At 64.0% G+C, this 16,206-nt stretch carries 19 protein-coding genes; 6 read left to right on the top strand and 13 right to left on the bottom strand.

What is annotated here, in order from left to right:
• Positions 1 to 38 precede the first annotated feature (38 nt).
• The 3 genes from trpS to secB are packed head-to-tail and all read right to left on the bottom strand — an operon-like array spanning position 39 to position 3,120.
• On the bottom strand, positions 39 to 1,034 hold the full coding sequence (trpS, locus tag FMM02_RS01775) for a tryptophan--tRNA ligase (RefSeq protein WP_147493257.1): 996 nt from the start codon (positions 1,032 to 1,034) through the stop codon (positions 39 to 41).
• On the bottom strand, positions 1,034 to 2,587 hold the full coding sequence (murJ, locus tag FMM02_RS01770; protein ID WP_147493256.1) for a murein biosynthesis integral membrane protein MurJ: 1,554 nt from the start codon (positions 2,585 to 2,587) through the stop codon (positions 1,034 to 1,036). Before murJ ends, trpS begins: the two co-directional genes overlap by 1 nt.
• A 14-nt stretch (positions 2,588 to 2,601) precedes the next feature.
• Entirely contained in the window at positions 2,602 to 3,120 is a 519-nt protein-coding gene (secB, locus tag FMM02_RS01765) for a protein-export chaperone SecB (RefSeq protein WP_147493255.1), read from the bottom strand.
• Between the two features lie 193 nt (positions 3,121 to 3,313).
• Between secB and FMM02_RS01760 the strand changes: the two genes are divergently transcribed.
• From FMM02_RS01760 to FMM02_RS01745, 4 genes are all read left to right on the top strand, one after another.
• Complete coding sequence (locus FMM02_RS01760; protein ID WP_147493254.1) at positions 3,314 to 3,973, top strand: Tim44/TimA family putative adaptor protein; 660 nt, start codon at positions 3,314 to 3,316, stop codon at positions 3,971 to 3,973.
• Positions 3,970 to 5,154, top strand: coding sequence for a murein transglycosylase A (gene mltA / locus FMM02_RS01755; protein WP_147493253.1), 1,185 nt, complete (start codon positions 3,970 to 3,972; stop codon positions 5,152 to 5,154). Before FMM02_RS01760 ends, mltA begins: the two co-directional genes overlap by 4 nt.
• Complete coding sequence (locus FMM02_RS01750; RefSeq protein ID WP_147493252.1) at positions 5,135 to 5,662, top strand: Smr/MutS family protein; 528 nt, start codon at positions 5,135 to 5,137, stop codon at positions 5,660 to 5,662. Before mltA ends, FMM02_RS01750 begins: the two co-directional genes overlap by 20 nt.
• Before the next feature lie 91 nt (positions 5,663 to 5,753).
• Positions 5,754 to 7,436 (top strand): putative bifunctional diguanylate cyclase/phosphodiesterase, encoded by a 1,683-nt coding sequence (locus tag FMM02_RS01745; RefSeq protein ID WP_147493251.1) that lies wholly within the window; start codon positions 5,754 to 5,756, stop codon positions 7,434 to 7,436.
• 19 nt (positions 7,437 to 7,455) lie between these two features.
• On the opposite strand, the gene dapE is transcribed toward FMM02_RS01745, so the two are convergent.
• The gene (gene dapE / locus FMM02_RS01740) at positions 7,456 to 8,592 is read right to left on the bottom strand and encodes a succinyl-diaminopimelate desuccinylase (RefSeq protein WP_147493250.1); all 1,137 of its coding nucleotides are present in this window, start codon (positions 8,590 to 8,592) and stop codon (positions 7,456 to 7,458) included.
• Between the two features lie 27 nt (positions 8,593 to 8,619).
• On the opposite strand from dapE, the gene FMM02_RS01735 reads away from it, so the two are divergent.
• Positions 8,620 to 9,075, top strand: coding sequence for a cupin domain-containing protein (locus tag FMM02_RS01735; protein ID WP_147493249.1), 456 nt, complete (start codon positions 8,620 to 8,622; stop codon positions 9,073 to 9,075).
• Here FMM02_RS01735 and FMM02_RS01730 read toward each other — a convergent pair.
• The 9 genes from FMM02_RS01730 to FMM02_RS01690 form a co-directional block, all read right to left on the bottom strand.
• On the bottom strand, positions 9,072 to 9,737 hold the full coding sequence (locus tag FMM02_RS01730) for a glutathione S-transferase family protein (protein WP_147493248.1): 666 nt from the start codon (positions 9,735 to 9,737) through the stop codon (positions 9,072 to 9,074). The two genes, FMM02_RS01735 and FMM02_RS01730, sit on opposite strands and share 4 nt — an antisense overlap.
• A complete protein-coding gene (gene yihA, locus FMM02_RS01725) occupies positions 9,734 to 10,381 on the bottom strand; it encodes a ribosome biogenesis GTP-binding protein YihA/YsxC (RefSeq protein WP_147493247.1) in 648 nt (215 codons plus the stop codon). Before yihA ends, FMM02_RS01730 begins: the two co-directional genes overlap by 4 nt.
• Positions 10,378 to 12,099, bottom strand: coding sequence for a membrane protein insertase YidC (gene yidC, locus FMM02_RS01720; RefSeq protein WP_147493246.1), 1,722 nt, complete (start codon positions 12,097 to 12,099; stop codon positions 10,378 to 10,380). The genes yihA and yidC overlap by 4 nt, the downstream gene beginning before the upstream one ends.
• A gap of 16 nt (positions 12,100 to 12,115) precedes the next feature.
• On the bottom strand, positions 12,116 to 12,328 hold the full coding sequence (gene yidD / locus FMM02_RS01715) for a membrane protein insertion efficiency factor YidD (RefSeq protein ID WP_222703818.1): 213 nt from the start codon (positions 12,326 to 12,328) through the stop codon (positions 12,116 to 12,118).
• Entirely contained in the window at positions 12,325 to 12,645 is a 321-nt protein-coding gene (gene rnpA, locus FMM02_RS01710; protein ID WP_147494926.1) for a ribonuclease P protein component, read from the bottom strand. Before rnpA ends, yidD begins: the two co-directional genes overlap by 4 nt.
• A gap of 2 nt (positions 12,646 to 12,647) precedes the next feature.
• Positions 12,648 to 12,782: a 50S ribosomal protein L34 gene (rpmH, locus tag FMM02_RS01705; protein WP_037504084.1), complete on the bottom strand. Its 135-nt coding sequence runs from the start codon at positions 12,780 to 12,782 to the stop codon at positions 12,648 to 12,650.
• Positions 12,783 to 12,867: 85 nt separating this feature from the next.
• Positions 12,868 to 13,245 (bottom strand): hypothetical protein, encoded by a 378-nt coding sequence (locus FMM02_RS11310; RefSeq protein ID WP_246104800.1) that lies wholly within the window; start codon positions 13,243 to 13,245, stop codon positions 12,868 to 12,870.
• Between the two features lie 308 nt (positions 13,246 to 13,553).
• The gene (gene rpoH, locus FMM02_RS01695; RefSeq protein ID WP_147493245.1) at positions 13,554 to 14,459 is read right to left on the bottom strand and encodes an RNA polymerase sigma factor RpoH; all 906 of its coding nucleotides are present in this window, start codon (positions 14,457 to 14,459) and stop codon (positions 13,554 to 13,556) included.
• A 56-nt stretch (positions 14,460 to 14,515) separates the two neighbouring features.
• On the bottom strand, positions 14,516 to 15,469 hold the full coding sequence (locus FMM02_RS01690) for an RluA family pseudouridine synthase (protein WP_147493244.1): 954 nt from the start codon (positions 15,467 to 15,469) through the stop codon (positions 14,516 to 14,518).
• Positions 15,470 to 15,557: 88 nt separating this feature from the next.
• Between FMM02_RS01690 and FMM02_RS01685 the strand changes: the two genes are divergently transcribed.
• Complete coding sequence (locus FMM02_RS01685) at positions 15,558 to 16,202, top strand: histidine phosphotransferase family protein (RefSeq protein ID WP_147493243.1); 645 nt, start codon at positions 15,558 to 15,560, stop codon at positions 16,200 to 16,202.
• Positions 16,203 to 16,206 lie beyond the last annotated feature (4 nt).

Raw genomic sequence — 16,206 nt, 5'->3', positions numbered from 1 at the left:
CGATGAAGCGCCTGTGTCGGCCTTGCGACTCGCGCCGGTCAGGCGCGCAGGCCGACCGCCCGATAGGCGGCCTGGAGGGTAGGTTCGGCCAGCGTCGCCGCCTTCTGCGCACCGCTCGCCAAGATCGCATCGATCGCATCGGGATGGCGGCGAAGCTCGACCAAACGCTCACGCAGCGGCGCGATCAATGCAACCAGCGCGTCGGCCAGCGCCGGCTTGAACGTTCCAAACCCCTGTCCGGCATAGTCCGCAAGCACCGCTGCTTCTTCGCGCCCGGTGGCGGCTGCCATGATCCCGACCAGATTTTTCGCCTCGGGCCGCGATTCGAGCAACTTCGGATCGTCGGGAAGCGGCTCGGGGTCGGTCTTGGCCTTGCGAACCTTCTGGGCGATCGCCTCGTCACTGTCGGTGAGGTTGATCCGGCTCATGTCGGACGGATCGGACTTGCTCATCTTTTTCGAACCGTCGCGCAGGCTCATGACCCGCGCGGCAGTCCCGCCGCCGATGAACGGTTCGGGCACGGTGAACAGTTCGACGTCGAAGTCATTGTTGAACTTCACCGCGATATCGCGGGTCAGCTCGATATGCTGTTTCTGATCTTCGCCGACGGGGACGTGGGTTGCCTGGTAGGCGAGGATGTCGGCGGCCTGCAGCACGGGATAGTCGAACAGAGCGACCGAAGCCGCCTCGCGATTCTTGCCAGCCTTGTCCTTCCACTGCGTCATCCGGTTAAGCCAGCCCATCCGCGCCGTCCCGTTGAGGATCCAGCATAGCTCGGCATGGGCAGGGACGTCTGACTGGGCAAACAGGATCGCCCGGTCGGTATCGATCCCGCTTGCAACCAGCGCGGCGGCCATTTCGCGCCGGTTGGCAAGCCTGCTGGCGGGCTCGATATGATCCGATAGCGAATGGAGGTCGGCCAGGAAAAACAGGCATTGCGCCTCATCCTGCATTCGCACCCAACGCAGGATCGCTCCCAGCAAATTACCGAGATGGAGGTCCCCCGTGGGCTGGATTCCCGAAACCACGCGCATCAGTCTTGCACCTTCTTGCGGCCCAGCGCCGCGATTGCCTGCCGGTCCATTCCACCAATCATCCAGGCGACGGCGAAATAGACGATGCCGCCGATCCCCACCAGCGCGCCGAGCGCTACGACGCGCTCAAGCACGCCGCCGAAAAAATAGTCATGGGCCGCAAGCTTGATGGCATAGATTGACGCAGCCATGCACAAAGCGGCCAGCAATTGCTTGGACACGCGGGCGACCAGCCAGCCGGGCATGCGGAAATGGCCGCGCAGGTACAGGATCACGAACAACAGGCCGAAGTTGATCCATGCCCCCGCGGAGGTCACGAGGGCGAGACTGTAAATGCCGATCAGGGGGATCAGCGCGAAATTGGCGATCACGCCTCCGGCCAGCACAGCCATCGCGATCCGGACCGGCGTCTTCACATCCTTGCGGGCATAAAAGGCGGGGGTCAGGACCTTGACCAGCACATAGGCTGGAAGCCCGGTAACTAGGATCGCCAGGATATTCCCAGTGACCCGCGCATCCTCGACACTGAATTCGCCGCCCTGGTAGAGGGCGCCGATGATCGGCCCAGCAGCGACGGCCAGTGCCAGTGTCGCCGGAAGGGTCAGAAGCATCGACAGGTCGAAGGCCCGGGCCTGAACGTCCGAGGCTTCGCCGGCATCCTCACGTGCGATCGCTTGGCTGATCGCCGGCAGGATGGCCACGCCGAGGGCGGTGCCGATGATCGACAGCGGCAACTGGTTCAGCCGGTCGGCATAGCTGAGCATCGACAGCGCCCCTTCGCCGAGGCGGGCCGAAAAATAGGCGTAGAATAATTGGCTGATCTGGTAGACTCCGGCAGCGACCGTTGCCGGGAGGATCAGGACGACCAGCTCCTTCACCGCAGGCGTCATTCTCGGCCGTCCGAAGCGCAGCTTCACGCCGGCTTTCCTTACGGCCACCCAGCATAGCGCAAACTGCAGGAGGCCACCGGCTAGTACGGCCAGCGCCATGTAGCGGACCACTTCTACCTTGTCGGGCGGGGCAACCAGCAAGGCCACGATCAGCGCGATGTTGAGCAGCGCCGGGGCGAAAGCAGCGATCGCGAAACGGGTCAGCGAATTGAGGATGCCCGAAAGGAGCGCGACGACGCTGATGAACAGCAGGTAGGGGAAGGTCCAGCGCGTCAGCTCGACTGCCAGGTCGAACTTGCCCGGCGTGTCCGCATAATCTGGAACGACCAGCCACAGTACGCCGGGCATGAGAATCTCGAAAAGCAGGGTGACGACCAGCAGCGCCGGCATGAACACCGACAGGATCTCGTTCGAGAAAGCTTCGGCGTCCTCATGGCCTCCCGCCGCCAGCCGCCGGCTGAACAGCGGCACGAACCCCGACGAAAACGCCCCTTCCGCGAACAGGCGACGGAAGATGTTGGGGAGCAGGAAGGCAAGATTGAAAGCGTCGTTGGCATGGCTAGCGCCGAGGATGCGCGATCCAACCATGTCCCGGGCGAAGCCGAGCACGCGGCTGACCATGGTCAGGCCGCCGATCGAGCCGATCGCCCGGTAAAGGTTCATGGCCTAGGGCCGGATCAGGCGTGGCCGACCGGCGGTTCGCCGTCGCCGCCGGCCTGCCCCTGCTGCGCTTCCATTTGCGCGACATAGGCGGCGCCGAAGTCGATCGGGTCGAGCAACATCGGCGGGAAGCCCATGTTTTGGACCGCCTCGGCCACGATCTGACGAGCGAAGGGGAAGAGCATGCGCGGCGCTTCGACCAGCAGAAAAGGCGGCAGCGCATCTTCGGGGAAGGCGCGGAAGGCGAACAGACCAGCGTAGCTCAGATCAACGATGAAATGAGTGCCGCTGTCCGACTTGGCATTCACCTCGACCTTCAGGATCACTTCATGAACGTCGTCGGCGACCTTGTTGCCATTGATTCCGAACTGCACGTCCAGGGCCGGCTGGTCCTGCCATTGAAAGACTTGCGGAGCCGACGGACTTTCGACCGACAAGTCCTTGATATATTGAGCGATAGTCGCGACCTGCGGCATGTCGCCCTGGCCGCCGTCAGTGGCTTCCGGGGTGGTGTTCGGCGTGTCCTGGTCGGCCATGAGAAATCCTTAAGAGAATTCGGTGATATGAAGGAGCGAACCATGGTATTTCACCATGCCCCGGCTTGCCGGTGCGACTAGCAGCCACCTGTTCACGGCGCAATGCCGCGAACAAGCGACGGAGCGCCCTTTGAATCCGAGCGTTGTCCGCATTATGTTGGGCGCCAACCACCATCTCTGAACGGAATCGTCGTTGACCGCTATTATCATCCTTGCGCTCGTTGCACTGTTTATCGGCCTCCGGCTGTATAGCGTGCTGGGCGAACGTACCGGCCATGAACAGCCGATCCTTAAACCCGCCGATCCCGAGCAGGCCGATACCCGCGTCGAACAGCGTCATACCCATGCCGCGCCGGCCGCCCCGGTTCCGGGCGAGGCCGACGAACTCGCGTACCTGCCGACGGCGGGCCCGGGCGTGCGCAGCTTGCTTGCCGCAGACCCGAGCTTCGACGTCGCGCGTTTCCTCGAAGGATCGAAGGCCGCCTATCGCATGATCCTTGAATCCTTCTGGAAAGGCGACCTCGACGCGATGCGGCCCTATGTCGATGGCCATGTCTACGACGCCTTCGCCGGCGCGGTCGCGCAGCGGGACAAGGAAGGACTGATCCTCGATAATCGACTTGTCGCGATCGATCAGGCGGTGATTGCCTCGGCCGAAATGGAGCGCACTGTCGCGCTGGTGACGGTGCGGTTCGAAGCGGACATCGCCGCAATTACACGCAATGCCGACGGCGAGGTTGTGGCGGGATCGATGTCCGACGCGGTCCAGACCCGGGATCGCTGGACGTTCCGCCGGGATACCGCGAGTCGGGATCCCAACTGGATCCTCGTCGAGACTGACGAGGAAGAGTGAGCAGCGCCCGCCGCGCGATAGCGCTGAGCCTGTCCCTGCTGCTTGCCGCTTGCGCATCTCAAAGGCCGGAACCGCCTGCGCCGCCACCGGCGCCGGCTCCCAGTCCGACGCCTACGCCGGCACCGCCGCCCGCGCCGACATACACCACCGCGCGCGAGGCCGGCGTCACGGTCGTTGCCTCCCGATCGCTTGACGAGGTTGCCGCAGCGCGTGCGCTGACCGCCTTCAAGCTTAGCTGCCCGGTGCTTGTGCGCCGCCAGGATCAAAGCGGGCTGACGCTTCCCTCCGACTGGCAGCCGTTGTGCACCGAGGCCGCGTCTGTCCAACCGGGGAGCGCTGTCACCTTCTTTCGCGACCGTTTCGAATGGGTCCGCGTCGGCAATGGGGAAGCATTCGCAACCGGTTATTACGAGCCCGAGATCCGCGGCTCCCGGACCCGTCAGCCGGGCTTCGATACTCCCGTTCATGCCAAGCCCGCCGACCTTGTCCGCTGCACCAGGCCCGACGGGGGCACGGGCCGGGGCCGAATCGACGAGCGCGGAACCTGTGTCCTCTATTATACGCGAGCCGAGATCGAGGATGGCGCGCTTGACGGTCGGGGGATCGAAATCGGCTGGGCAGCTGACCCGGTCGAGCTGTTCTTCCTCCAAATCCAGGGTTCTGGCGGCCTGATCGCACCCGACGGTAAGGTGATGCGGATCGGTTATGCCGACCAGAACGGACGCGAATATGTGGCCATCGGCCGGCTTCTTCGCGAGCGCGGCATCCTGCCTCCGGGCGGGGCAGGGATGGACGCGATCATCGGCTGGATGCGCAGCCAGCCAGACGGCGGCAAGTCACTGATGCGCGAGAACCCTAGCTATATTTTCTTCAGAGAACTGACAGGGCCGGGGCCGCTGGGCGCGATCAATGTCCCGGTCACGGCGCTGACGACCGTCGCCGCTGATCCCAAGTTCGTGCCAATGGGGGCGCCGGTTTTCCTTGCGCTCGACCGGCGCGAAGCTTCCGGCCTGTGGGTTGCTCAGGATACCGGCGGGGCAATCAAGGGTGCGAACCGTTTCGACACCTTCTGGGGCGCTGGCCAGTCCGCCCGCGTAACGGCAGGCGGAATGGCTGCCAAGGGCGGCGCGCTGTTGTTGCTGCCAAAGGGTGTCGCCAGCCGTGCGCAGCCTGTCCCCTGAGGAGGCAGCCCTTTGGGCAAGGGTCGCCGCGACCATTCGTCCACTGTCCCGCGAACTCCAGGAAGTGCCGGTCGAACCGGCCGTACGGCCCGCGCCGGCGTTGGAGGTTAAGGGGCGTGTGCCGCCGCCCCGGACGGTAAGCCCGGCCGCTACCAAACCTGCGCGCATCCAGGACGCAACTCTCGACGGCAGCTGGGACCGAAAGCTAAGTAGCGGGCGGGTGCAGCCCGACCGGACCCTCGACCTTCACGGATACAGCCTCGATGAGGCATGGGAAGCGATCGATCGGGCGCTTAGCTGGTCGATTGCCGCCGGCGACCGAGTCCTCCTGCTCATCACCGGTCATGAACGGCGCGGCGAGCCGCCGTTGCAACGAGGCCGGATCAGGGCAGCGGTGCACGACTGGCTAGCAGTTTCGCGTCACTCCTCCGCGATTGCCGCGGTGCGCGGCGCCCACCGACGTCATGGCGGGGGAGGTAGCCTCTACATCATCCTGAAACGCCGCTAGGCCCTCACCCTTTTTTAACCTCACCTGTTTAGGGCTGATTGTCGGGGCCGCCTCGGCGGGTCGGGGGTGAAGGATCAGGACGATTTCCATCGTGAAGGACGGTACTGCCCAGCAAATCAGCAATGCCCTCCTGTCCAGTGCGGCGGGCGTTGCGTCGTTCATTTTTTCGCTGACCGCTTTCATCTATATTACCAGCTTCAACGAGAAGCTGCTGGCCTCGCTCATTGCCGGCGTTTTCTGCCTGCTGATCAGCTACATCGCCTCCGAGCGCCCCAACAGCGAAAGCGCGCGTGCCCTCACCGCGCTAGGCGACCGGCTGCTGGCGGTAGAGCAGGGGGACCTGACCAGCCCGACCCCGCGCATCGTCCGCGATTCCATGCCCAAGCTGGCAACCGCGGTAGACAGCCTTTTCGCCGAAGTGCGCGCATCGATCGAAAATGCCCATGCGCTGGGCATGTACGACCCGGTCACGTCGCTTCCCAACCGCCTGCATTTCCGGGCCGAAGCCGACAAGATGCTGGCGAGCCGGTCGAACGAGCATCGCGCGGCGATGCTGTTCGTCGACCTCGACCGCTTCAAGAACGTCAACGACAGTCTTGGCCATGCTCGCGGCGACCAGCTGCTGATCATGGTTGCGAACCGTTTGCGCGTCGTCGTCGCCGCCGAAGTCGGGGAGGGGCAGGTGCTGCGTCCGCTACTCGCCCGGCTGGCCGGGGACGAGTTCACCATCTTCTTCCCTGAGATCGCCGAAGCGTCCGACGCCGAGCGAGTCGCGCGCCGAATCGCGCTGGCGATTTCCGAACCGTTCGAACTCCATGGTCACAGCGTCGATATCGGCGCGTCGGTTGGAGTTGCGCTCAGCCCCGACCATGGGGTGAGCATCGAGGCCCTGATGCGCGCGGCGGACATCGCGATGTATCGCGCGAAGAACGGCGGCGGCGGACGCTATTGCATGTTCAGCGACGAGCTCGCCAACGAACATCAGCGCAAGGTCGATACCGAGGCCGCGCTGAGCGAAGCCGTGCAGCGCGGCGAGTTCGTCCTCGCGCTGCAGCCTCAGCTCAGCCTTGCGACGGGTGAGATCAACGGCGCCGAGGCACTGCTTCGCTGGAACCATCCCAAGGATGGGCTGCGCATGCCCGCGACCTTCATTCCCATCGCGGAGCAGACCGGGATCATCTCGGAGATCGGCGACTGGGTCATCGCCGAGGTCGCCTCGATGCTCGCCGAAGCGCAGGCGCGAGGCGTCATGCGCCGGATCGCGTTCAACGTCAGTCCCCGCCAACTCGATCGCGCGGATTTCTTCCAGCGGCTTCGCGCCACCTTCAGCGACGCGGGCGTGCCGCTTTCAATGGTCGAACTGGAATTTACCGAGACCGCGGCGATGGAATGTTCGGAAAGCGTGCTTGAGGAAATCTCGGCGCTCCGCCGCGACGGCGCCTTTGTCGCGATCGATGATTTCGGCACAGGCTATTCGAATCTCGCCCGACTGCGCGCGATGCCGCTCGACCGGGTCAAGCTCGACCCCTCGTTGATCGCCGACATCGAAACCAGCGAGAAGGCGCGGATCGTCGTCCAGGCAGTGATCCAGCTGATCAAGGGCGTCGGTGCGGAAATCGTCGCCGAAGCGGTCGAGAGCGTCGGCCAGGCCGACATCCTGCGGGCGATGGGCTGCGAAACGGTTCAGGGCTATGTCTTCGCCCAGCCGATGTTCGAGCAGGAATTCCTGAGTTGGACCTCCAACGCCGACCGCCATTCGCGCAGCGTCGCCTGACCTCCTTAGAATCGCCGTACTATTGAGCTGACAGCAGCTTCTCGATCGCGCGCCGATATATGCGGCTGAGCGCTTCTATATCGGCGACCGCCGCATGTTCGCCGACCTTGTGCATGCTGGCGTTGGGCAGGCCGAAATCGACGACCGGGCACAACTGGATCAGAAAGCGGCCGTCCGACGTCCCGCCGCTGGTCGACAGGGCGGGATCGACGCCAGTCTCTTCGCGGATCGCCGCGACGATCACGTCATAAAGCTGGCCGGGAGGAGTGAGGAAGGCTTCGCCCGAAATCCGCGCACGGACGATCGAGCCGGGCGCCTCGCGATGGGCAATCTGTTTGACCATCCGCACCAGATCCTCGCCCCTGTGGAGATTGTTGAACCGGATGTTGAGCTGGGCCGTGGCCGTTGCCGGAATGACGTTGCTTGCACTGGTTGGGGTCGAGATCGCTGTGAACTCAAGGTTTGACGGCGGAAAGGCCTCGGTTCCATCGTCGAGGTGCACGCGGCTCAAGGCGTCGATCACCTTGGCCAGCTTCGGCACCGGATTGTCGGCGCGGTGTGGATAGGCGACATGGCCCTGCGTGCCCCTCGCCTCGATCCACAGATTGACCGATCCCCTTCGTCCGATCTTGATCGTGTCTCCAAGGCGCTCGACCGATGTCGGCTCGCCGATCAGGATCATGTCGGGACGAATCCCGCGCTGATTAAGCCAGTCGATGATCCGCGGCGTGCCATAGGTGGCATAGCCCTCCTCGTCGCCGGTGATGAGCAGCGAAACCGTGCCGCGGTCATGCCGAGCGGCGGCCACAGCGGCAACGAAGGCGGCGATGGCGCCTTTCATGTCGTTCGCGCCCCGGCCGGTCAGGACTCCGTCCTCGACCCGCGGATTGAAGGGATCATTCGCCCAGCCTTCGCCCGGCGGGACCACGTCGAGATGACCGGCAAAGCCGAAATGCGGAGCGCCCGTGCCGCGCAGCGCGACCATGTTCTCGGTCGGGCCGTCGGGTTCCTCGCCCATGACGAAGCGGTGGACTTCGAACCCGAGTGGGCGCAGCGCGGCTTCGAGCACATCGAAGACCTCGCCCCGCGCCGGTGTCACGCTGGGGCAGGCGATCAAGGCGAGAGCAAGCTCGACAGCGTCAATGGGCTCAGTCATTGACGATGGCCTAGCAAGGAGTCGGTGATGCCGAAAGTCGATCTTCAATCCGTCGCCCCGTCGAATGCCACCGGCTATCCGGATCCGTTCGATCGAGAGGTCGCGGGCCGATGGTGGAAGCGGATCGCGCCGCTCGCCGGGCTTACCGAAATGGGTGCGAGCCATGTCGTTCTGGATCCCCAGGCATGGTCCAGCCAGCGTCACTGGCACGACGGCGAGGACGAACTGGTCATTATCCTGTCGGGCAGGGCAATGCTGGTCGAGGATGAAGGAGAAACCGAGGTTGGTCCCGGCGACGTGCTCGCCTGGCCCAAGGGCAGCACCAACGGCCACCACCTCATCAACCGGTTCGATGAACCCTGCAGCTTCGTCGCGATCAGCGCCGGGCCGAGGGCCGGCGGCGGTTATAGCGATATCGATATGCTGTTTACCGACGACGGCCGATTTTGCCGGCGCGACGGGACTGAATATCCCAAGCGTTAATCAGCAGCGGCAGATTCATATTCGTCGATGACCCATGGCTCTTCCTGGGCCAGCTCAATCCATTCGACGACGTCGGCGCGGTGCAGGACCGCCTCCATATAGGTCGCGGCAAAGGGCGGGACCGGTACCTGGTAGGTGACGAAACGCGTCACTACCGGCGCGAACATGATGTCCGCCGCGCCCCATTCCCCGAAAAGATACTCGCCGGTGCCGCCATGGCGCGCCCGGGCCTGAGCCCACAGATTGAGAATTCGCACCACTTCCGCTTCGACGGCCGTCGAAAGCCGCTGGGAGGGAAAATTCTTGCGGACGTTCATCGGCAGCTCGCGCCGCAGATTGGCAAACCCGCTGTGCATTTCCGCGGCCATCGACCAGGCCATGCCACGCGCCGCGGCGTCAACTGGCCAGAACCGTTCGCGACCGGCCCGGTCGGCGCAAAACTCTACGATCGCCAGACTGTCCCAGATCACCGTTTCCCCGTCCCAGAGGATCGGGACCTTGCCCAACGACGGCGCAAACTCGTCGCCCTCCCGCCGCTTTTCCCAGGCTTCGTCGAACAGCGGGACGACCAGCTCCTCGAAATCCAGCCCGGCGTGCTTCAGCGCCAGCCATCCGCGCATCGACCAGCTTGAATAGGCCCGGTTGCCGATAATCAGCTTCATGAGAGGACCGCCTCTAGGATCGCTGTCCTTAACTCTGCCAGCCCGGCCCCGGTTTCGCTCGAGGTTGGCAGGATCAGCGGGTGGGCCGCCGGATGCTTGGCGGCCTCGGCCTGGATCGCCGTGATCCGCGCCGCGAGCTCGGTCGGCTTGATCTTATCGGCCTTGGTCAGGACGAGGTGATAGCTGACCGCCGCATCGTCGAGCATTTTCATCACGTCGCGGTCGACGTCCTTCAGTCCATGCCGCGAATCGACCAGCACCAGCGCGCGCTTCAGCACCTGCCGACCGCGAAGATAATCGTTGATCAGAAAACGCCAGCGCTTGACCATATCCTTGGGGGCTTCGGCAAAGCCATAACCCGGCATGTCGACCAGCCGGAACACGATCGGGTCCCGGCCGACGTCGAAATAATTGAGTTCCTGCGTCCGCCCCGGCGTGTTCGACGCGCGCGCCAGCTTGTTGCGGTTGGTCACCCCGTTGATCAGCGAAGACTTGCCGACATTCGAGCGGCCCGCGAAGGCGATCTCCGGCACGGTCGGGTCGGGCAGATGTTCCAGTTTCGGCGCCGACTTCAGGAAGTCGATCGGCCCCGAAAACAGCCTGCGCGCCTGCTCCGCCAGGTCGGGTTCGGCAGCCTTGCTCACTTGCGGACGACCGCTGGTTCGCCGGGCGGGTTCATTTCATGATCGTAGCGGTAATAGAGCCACTTCTGCTGCCCGATGGTGAGAATATTCGATACCACCCAGTAGAGCTGCAGTCCGGCCGCGAACGGCGCCATGACGAACATCAGGATCCACGGCATCCAGCTGAAAATCTGCTGCTGCACCGGGTCGAGCTGCGCGGGATTGAGCTTGAACTGCATCCACATCGTCACCCCGAGCAGGATCGGGAGGATGCCGATCGCCAGAAAACCCGGCGGCGTGAAGTCGAGCAGACCGAACAGGTTGATCGGGGTCATCGGGTCAGGCGCCGACAGATCCTTGATCCACAGCGCGAACGGCTGATGCCGCATTTCAACCGCGACCATCAGTACCTTGTACAGGGCGTAGAAGATCGGGATCTGCAACAGGATCGGCAGGCAGCCTGCGGCCGGATTGATCTTTTCGTCCTTGTACAGCTTCAGCATTTCCTGCTGCAGCCTTGCCTTGTCGTCCTTGTAACGCTCCTGGATTGCTTTCATCTTCGGCTGGACGCGGCGCATGCCGGCCATCGAGCGAAACTGCTTGTCGGCGATCGGGAACAGGATCAGGCGGACGATAAAGGTCAGGGCGATGATCGCAACGCCGAAGTTTCCGATCACGCTGAACAGCCAGTTCAACAGGTCGAAAATCGGCCGCATGAACCATTCGAACCAGCCCCAGTCGATTGCCTTCGACAATTTGGTGATGCCCGCGTCCTCGTACCGGTCGAGAAGGCGCTTCTCCATCGCCCCAGCGAACAGCTGCGCTTCGCTGCTGACCGCCTGGCCCGGGGCAACCACGAAAGGAGCGCTGGCGTAATCGGCCTGATAGGCGCCGCTATTGCTCTTGCGGAAGCTCGCCTCGACCGGCGCGCCCTCGGTCGGGACCAGCGCGGTGAGCCAATATTTATCAGTGAAGCCCAGCCATCCGCCGCGGCTGTCACGGGTCACGCCAGCCTTGTTTTCGTCGAGCGCGTCCCAGTCGACCTCATAGTCGGCTTTGCTGCCGAGGAAGCTGATTGGCCCGATATGGTGGGTCCAGCTCGACGGATCGGCGCTTTTCTGCGCGCGGCTGACGAGGCCGAAGGAGCGAACTCCGATGGCGCCGCTGCCAAGGTTCACGACACGCTGCCGGACCGAGAAGAGATAATCCTCGTCGACCGAAACGATCAGTTCGAACCGCTGCCCGGTCGGGTTGGTCCAGCTCAGCGTGACCGGCTTGCCAGGCGATAGGGTCGAAGCGCTGGGCGTCCAGACGCTGTTCGCGTCGGGCGTTGCGACAGCTTCGCCCGACCAGCCGAACTGGGCGAAATATGCGAGGGGCGCACCCGCCGGCGAAAGCAGGCGCACGGGCGGCGAATCGGCGGCGATCGTTTCGCGTTCGCGCACCAGCACGAGATCGTCGAATCGCGCCCCGGTCAGATTAATCGAACCCTTGAGACTTGGCGTCTCGATCGCGACCCGCGGCGATTCGGCGAGCACCACTTCGCGCCGGCGAATCGCGCGAGGGCTGTCCGCGGTTGGATCCGCCTGCGGCTGCGGCACCGCCTTCACCTTTCCGTTTTCCACCTGCTGGGTCTGCGGACCCGCGGTCGGGAAAAATGTATCGGAGAGGAGGCTCCAGCCGATAAGCACCAGGGCGCTCAGCACGATGGCCAGAAGCATGTTGCGATTGTCGTTCACGCTTGTTCCTTGACTGTCAGGGGACCGGATCGGGTCCCTGTCCGCCCCAGGGATGGCAACGGAAGATTCGTTTCAGGGCGAGCCAGCCGCCTTTGAGCGCCCCATAGCGCCCAAGTGCGGTGATCGCATAGGCCGAACAGCTAGGTTGGAACCGGCAGCTTGGCGGCAGAACGCGGCTGGGTCCCAATTGCCATGCCCGGGCCAGGAGGATGAAAGCCCGGGCGATCACTGCCCAAGCTTTCTCAATGCGCGTTTCAGTTCGTTCGACAGGCTGGCAAAGTCGCGTTCAATGCCGCCCGACCTGCCAATCAGCACATGATCGGCGCCGGGAATGCCATGATCGGGCAGGATTTCGCGGGCAAGAGCGCGAAAGCGGCGTTTCATCCGATTGCGGACAACCGCGCCGCCGACCTTTTTGGTAACGGTGAAGCCAATACGCATCGCCGCGTTACCGTCCTCGCGCGGGCGTACGAGCAGCACGAAACCGGGCATGGGCGCGCGCTTGCCGCGGTTGGCGGCAAGGAAATCCGAGCGCTTCTTGAGGATATTTAGGCGCTGAGCTTCTTGCGGCCGCGCGCACGGCGGGCGTTCAGCACCTTGCGGCCGCCGACCGTCGCCATGCGGCTGCGGAACCCGTGCCGCCGCTTGCGGACCAGATTGCTCGGCTGGAAAGTGCGCTTCATCGCTCATGCCTTCAAAAATCGAATGAAAAAGGGCCGCCGAAGCGGCCGTCGTTGGGGGCGCGGATAGTCGCAAGGCCGCTCGAAGTCAACGCTCTGGATCGCCTGGAAACTCGGGCGGACGCGACGGCGGGTCGGGCAGGGCGGTGGCGCCAGGTCCTTGATCGCGCTCCTCCCGTTCCTTGCGCATCGCTTCGCGCCGCCGGGCGCTCGGTCGGCGCAGGCCCCAGTCGGTCCACTTTCCTACCTTGGGTTGCCAGCGCTTGAAATGCACATAGCGACGCTTGGCCCACATGCTCGTCTTGAGTACCATCGCAAGGCCGATGGCGAAGACGAATATGCCTCCCGGACCCGGGAGGACGCCCGCCAGCGGCGACAGGATGATCAGCACGACGCCGATCACGAGAATGCTCCATTCGACCACCGGAAGGTCGACGAACGTCCGCCACTGTTCTCTCGTCCACATGGCGGCGCATGTGGGCAGCCAACCGGCCCGTAACAAGGGTGCCTGAAACTCGTTCCGGCATCAGTCCGGCCTCAACCTGCCGAGCTAAGGGGTGCCGCGTCATCAATGCTGGGCTGTTTTCGGGGGCGGCCGTTGATGTCGCGACCGTGGCCAACGTCGCCTATCTCGGGCTGGAGGCCCGCGCCGTGTAAGTGGAGGCCCAGCTTTCCCCGGGCCTGCCCGCGTTCAACATCGTTGGACTGCCCGACACAGCGCCCGACCATCCAGGCCGAAAACTCCTCGCGGACGTGGCTTAGCGTACGCGGCTCTCAGGCGGCCGGAAGCAGTCGCTGCTCGCCGGCCAGCCGGATCAACGAAGCCTGCAGCTTCTCGAAGGCCCGGACCTCGATCTGGCGAATCCGCTCCCGGCTGACGCCATAAACCTGGCTCAGGTCTTCCAGCGTCTTTGGTTCGTCGACCAGGCGCCGTTCGGTGAGGATGTGCTTCTCGCGGTCGTTGAGGCTGTCCATCGCCTCGACGAGCAGGTCATGCCGCACTCGCCGTTCTTCCTTGTCGGCGATCACCTCGTCCTGCAGCGGTTCCTCGCTTACCAGGAAGTCCTGCCACTGGCCTTCCCCGTCGGTGTCGCGCAGCGGGGCGTTGAGGCTGGTATCCCCGCCCATGCCCATGCGGCGGTTCATGCTGATCACCTCGTCCTCGGTTACCCCGAGGTCGGTAGCGATCTTGGTGACGGCCTCGGGCTTCAGATCGCCCTCTTCGAACGCGTCGATCTGGTTCTTCATCCGGCGCAGGTTGAAGAACAGCTTCTTCTGCGCCGCGGTGGTGCCCATCTTGACGAGGCTCCAGGAGCGCAGGATGAATTCCTGGATCGAAGCGCGGATCCACCACATGGCGTAGGTGGCAAGGCGGAAGCCCCGGTCCGGCTCGAACTTCTTGACGCCTTGCATCAGGCCGATGTTGCCTTCGCTGATCAGTTCGCTGACCGGAAGGCCATAGCCGCGATAGCCCATCGCGATCTTCGCAACGAGGCGGAGGTGGGAATTGACCAGGCGCGCGGCGGCATCGGTGTCGCCATGTTCGCGCCACCGCTTTGCCAGCATGAACTCTTCCTCCGGCGCGAGGATCGGAAACTTCTTGATCTCGCTGAGGTAACGGTTGAGCCCGGCTTCGCCACCCGAAGCGGGGATCGATACCACCGAATTCGCCTTCGCCATCGTAATGTTCACTCCCTCAGCCGGGACGCTTTGCCACGTCCCTAGCTGTCCTAATCCTATACACCAAGTGCGGTGAACAGTTCCTGCATGTCCGACGGAAGGGCACTGTCGAACGACAAACGACCTTTTGTTACCGGATGAATGAAGCCGAGATGCGCCGCGTGCAGCGCCTGCCGGTGAAATTTAAGTTCCTTCAGCAGTTCGCGATGCGCCTTGCGCGTTCGGCCATATACAGGGTCGCCGACCAGCGGATGGCCGATCGACGCCAAATGTACCCGCACTTGGTGGGTCCGTCCCGTTTCAAGCCGGCATTCGACGAGCGCGGCATCCCGAAGCAGCCTCTTGCGAGTCCAATGGGTCACCGCCCTTTTGCCGCGGCCCTGGGGCACGATTGCGATCTTCTTGCGATCATGGGCCGACCGGGCGAGCGGAGCGTCAATCGTCCCTTGTGCTTGTCGCGGTACATCCGATACGATCGCCAGGTAGCGGCGCTCGATCGAATGGTCGGCGAATTGCCTGGCCAGTCCCTCATGCGCCTTGTCATGCTTAGCGACCACCAGCAGCCCGGAAGTGTCCTTGTCGATGCGATGGACGATTCCTGGCCGTGCCACGCCGCCAATGCCGCTCAGCGATCCGCCGCAATGGTGGAGGAGGGCGTTGACCATCGTCCCGTCGCGATTTCCTGCTGCAGGATGAACGACCATCCCGGCGGGCTTGTCGACCACGAGCAGGTGCGCGTCCTCGAAAACGATCGGCAGCGGAATTTCCTGCGGGACGTTATGCGCCGGCTCGGGGTCGGGAATGGCCAGCCTGAACCGCTCATTGCCCTTCACCTTTGTCGCCGGGTCGCGCACCGCCTTGTCGCCAGCCGTCAGGGCCCCGGACTTGGTGAGCACTTTCAGCCGCTCCCGGGACAGCGAGGGCACTGTTTCCGCAAGCGCGCGGTCCAGCCGCCAACCGGCGTGGCTGGAATCCAGCGCGATGTCGATCATGGTATGCCCCCCGGCCATCGACGTGGATGTGGGATGCGCGCGCAAGGCTTTCAATGGCCTCCGACAAGCCTTGCTTCAGGTTAAACTCTCGCGCATTGCACGCCTTATGAAAGCCATCGATCTTGCCAGCCTCCTCTGTTCCCGCCTGTGCCACGACCTGCTGTCGCCGGTGGGCGCACTGAACAACGGAATCGAGCTTCTCGCCGACGAGCAGGACCCGGAGATGCGCGAGCGATGCCTCGAGCTGCTGGCCGAAAGCGCGCGGGCAAGCGCCAACAAGCTCAAATTCTTTCGGCTGGCGTTCGGCGCCGGCGGCGGCTTCGGCGACGCCATCGACACCCATGAGGCCAAAGCCGCGCTGGAGGGACTCTATGGCGCGGAAAAGCGGATTGAGCTTGGCTGGATGGTCGCCGACGACAAGATGGGGAAGGGCGCGGTCAAGCTGCTGCTGAACCTTGCGATGATCGCCGGCGACGCGCTGGTGCGTGGGGGGCGCCTCGATATCGGCGCCGAGCAGCGCGACGGGGCGCTGGAGATCGTGATCCGCGCCGAAGGACCCCGCATCCTGCTCGATCCGGTACTTCGGGAGATGATTGCCCGTGGCAGCGTCAACGGAACGGTGGAACCGCGTGCCGCCGGCGCATGGCTGGCGCATAGCCTTGCCGCCGAAGCCAATGGCGAGATCCGGATCAGCGATCCTGAGGACCCGGCACTGCTCATCGGCGTGATTCTCCCCGAACAGGCGGCCTAAAGTC

Origin of the sequence: Sphingomonas xanthus (genome assembly GCF_007998985.1) — a bacterium.
Taxonomy (GTDB): domain Bacteria; phylum Pseudomonadota; class Alphaproteobacteria; order Sphingomonadales; family Sphingomonadaceae; genus Sphingomicrobium; species Sphingomicrobium xanthum.
The sequence above is the reverse complement of the archived record's forward strand: the minus strand, read 5'-3'. Positions and strand labels throughout refer to the sequence as shown.

Coding starts and splice junctions, on each gene's coding strand:
- trpS (WP_147493257.1), bottom strand. CDS start 1,034: ATGCGCGTGGTTTCGGGAATCCAGCCCACGGGGGACCTCCATCTCGGT.
- murJ (WP_147493256.1), bottom strand. CDS start 2,587: ATGAACCTTTACCGGGCGATCGGCTCGATCGGCGGCCTGACCATGGTC.
- secB (WP_147493255.1), bottom strand. CDS start 3,120: ATGGCCGACCAGGACACGCCGAACACCACCCCGGAAGCCACTGACGGC.
- dapE (WP_147493250.1), bottom strand. CDS start 8,592: ATGACTGAGCCCATTGACGCTGTCGAGCTTGCTCTCGCCTTGATCGCC.
- FMM02_RS01735 (WP_147493249.1), top strand. CDS start 8,620: ATGCCGAAAGTCGATCTTCAATCCGTCGCCCCGTCGAATGCCACCGGC.
- FMM02_RS01730 (WP_147493248.1), bottom strand. CDS start 9,737: ATGAAGCTGATTATCGGCAACCGGGCCTATTCAAGCTGGTCGATGCGC.
- rpmH (WP_037504084.1), bottom strand. CDS start 12,782: ATGAAGCGCACTTTCCAGCCGAGCAATCTGGTCCGCAAGCGGCGGCAC.
- FMM02_RS11310 (WP_246104800.1), bottom strand. CDS start 13,245: ATGTGGACGAGAGAACAGTGGCGGACGTTCGTCGACCTTCCGGTGGTC.
- rpoH (WP_147493245.1), bottom strand. CDS start 14,459: ATGGCGAAGGCGAATTCGGTGGTATCGATCCCCGCTTCGGGTGGCGAA.
- FMM02_RS01690 (WP_147493244.1), bottom strand. CDS start 15,469: ATGGCCGGGGGGCATACCATGATCGACATCGCGCTGGATTCCAGCCAC.
- FMM02_RS01685 (WP_147493243.1), top strand. CDS start 15,558: ATGAAAGCCATCGATCTTGCCAGCCTCCTCTGTTCCCGCCTGTGCCAC.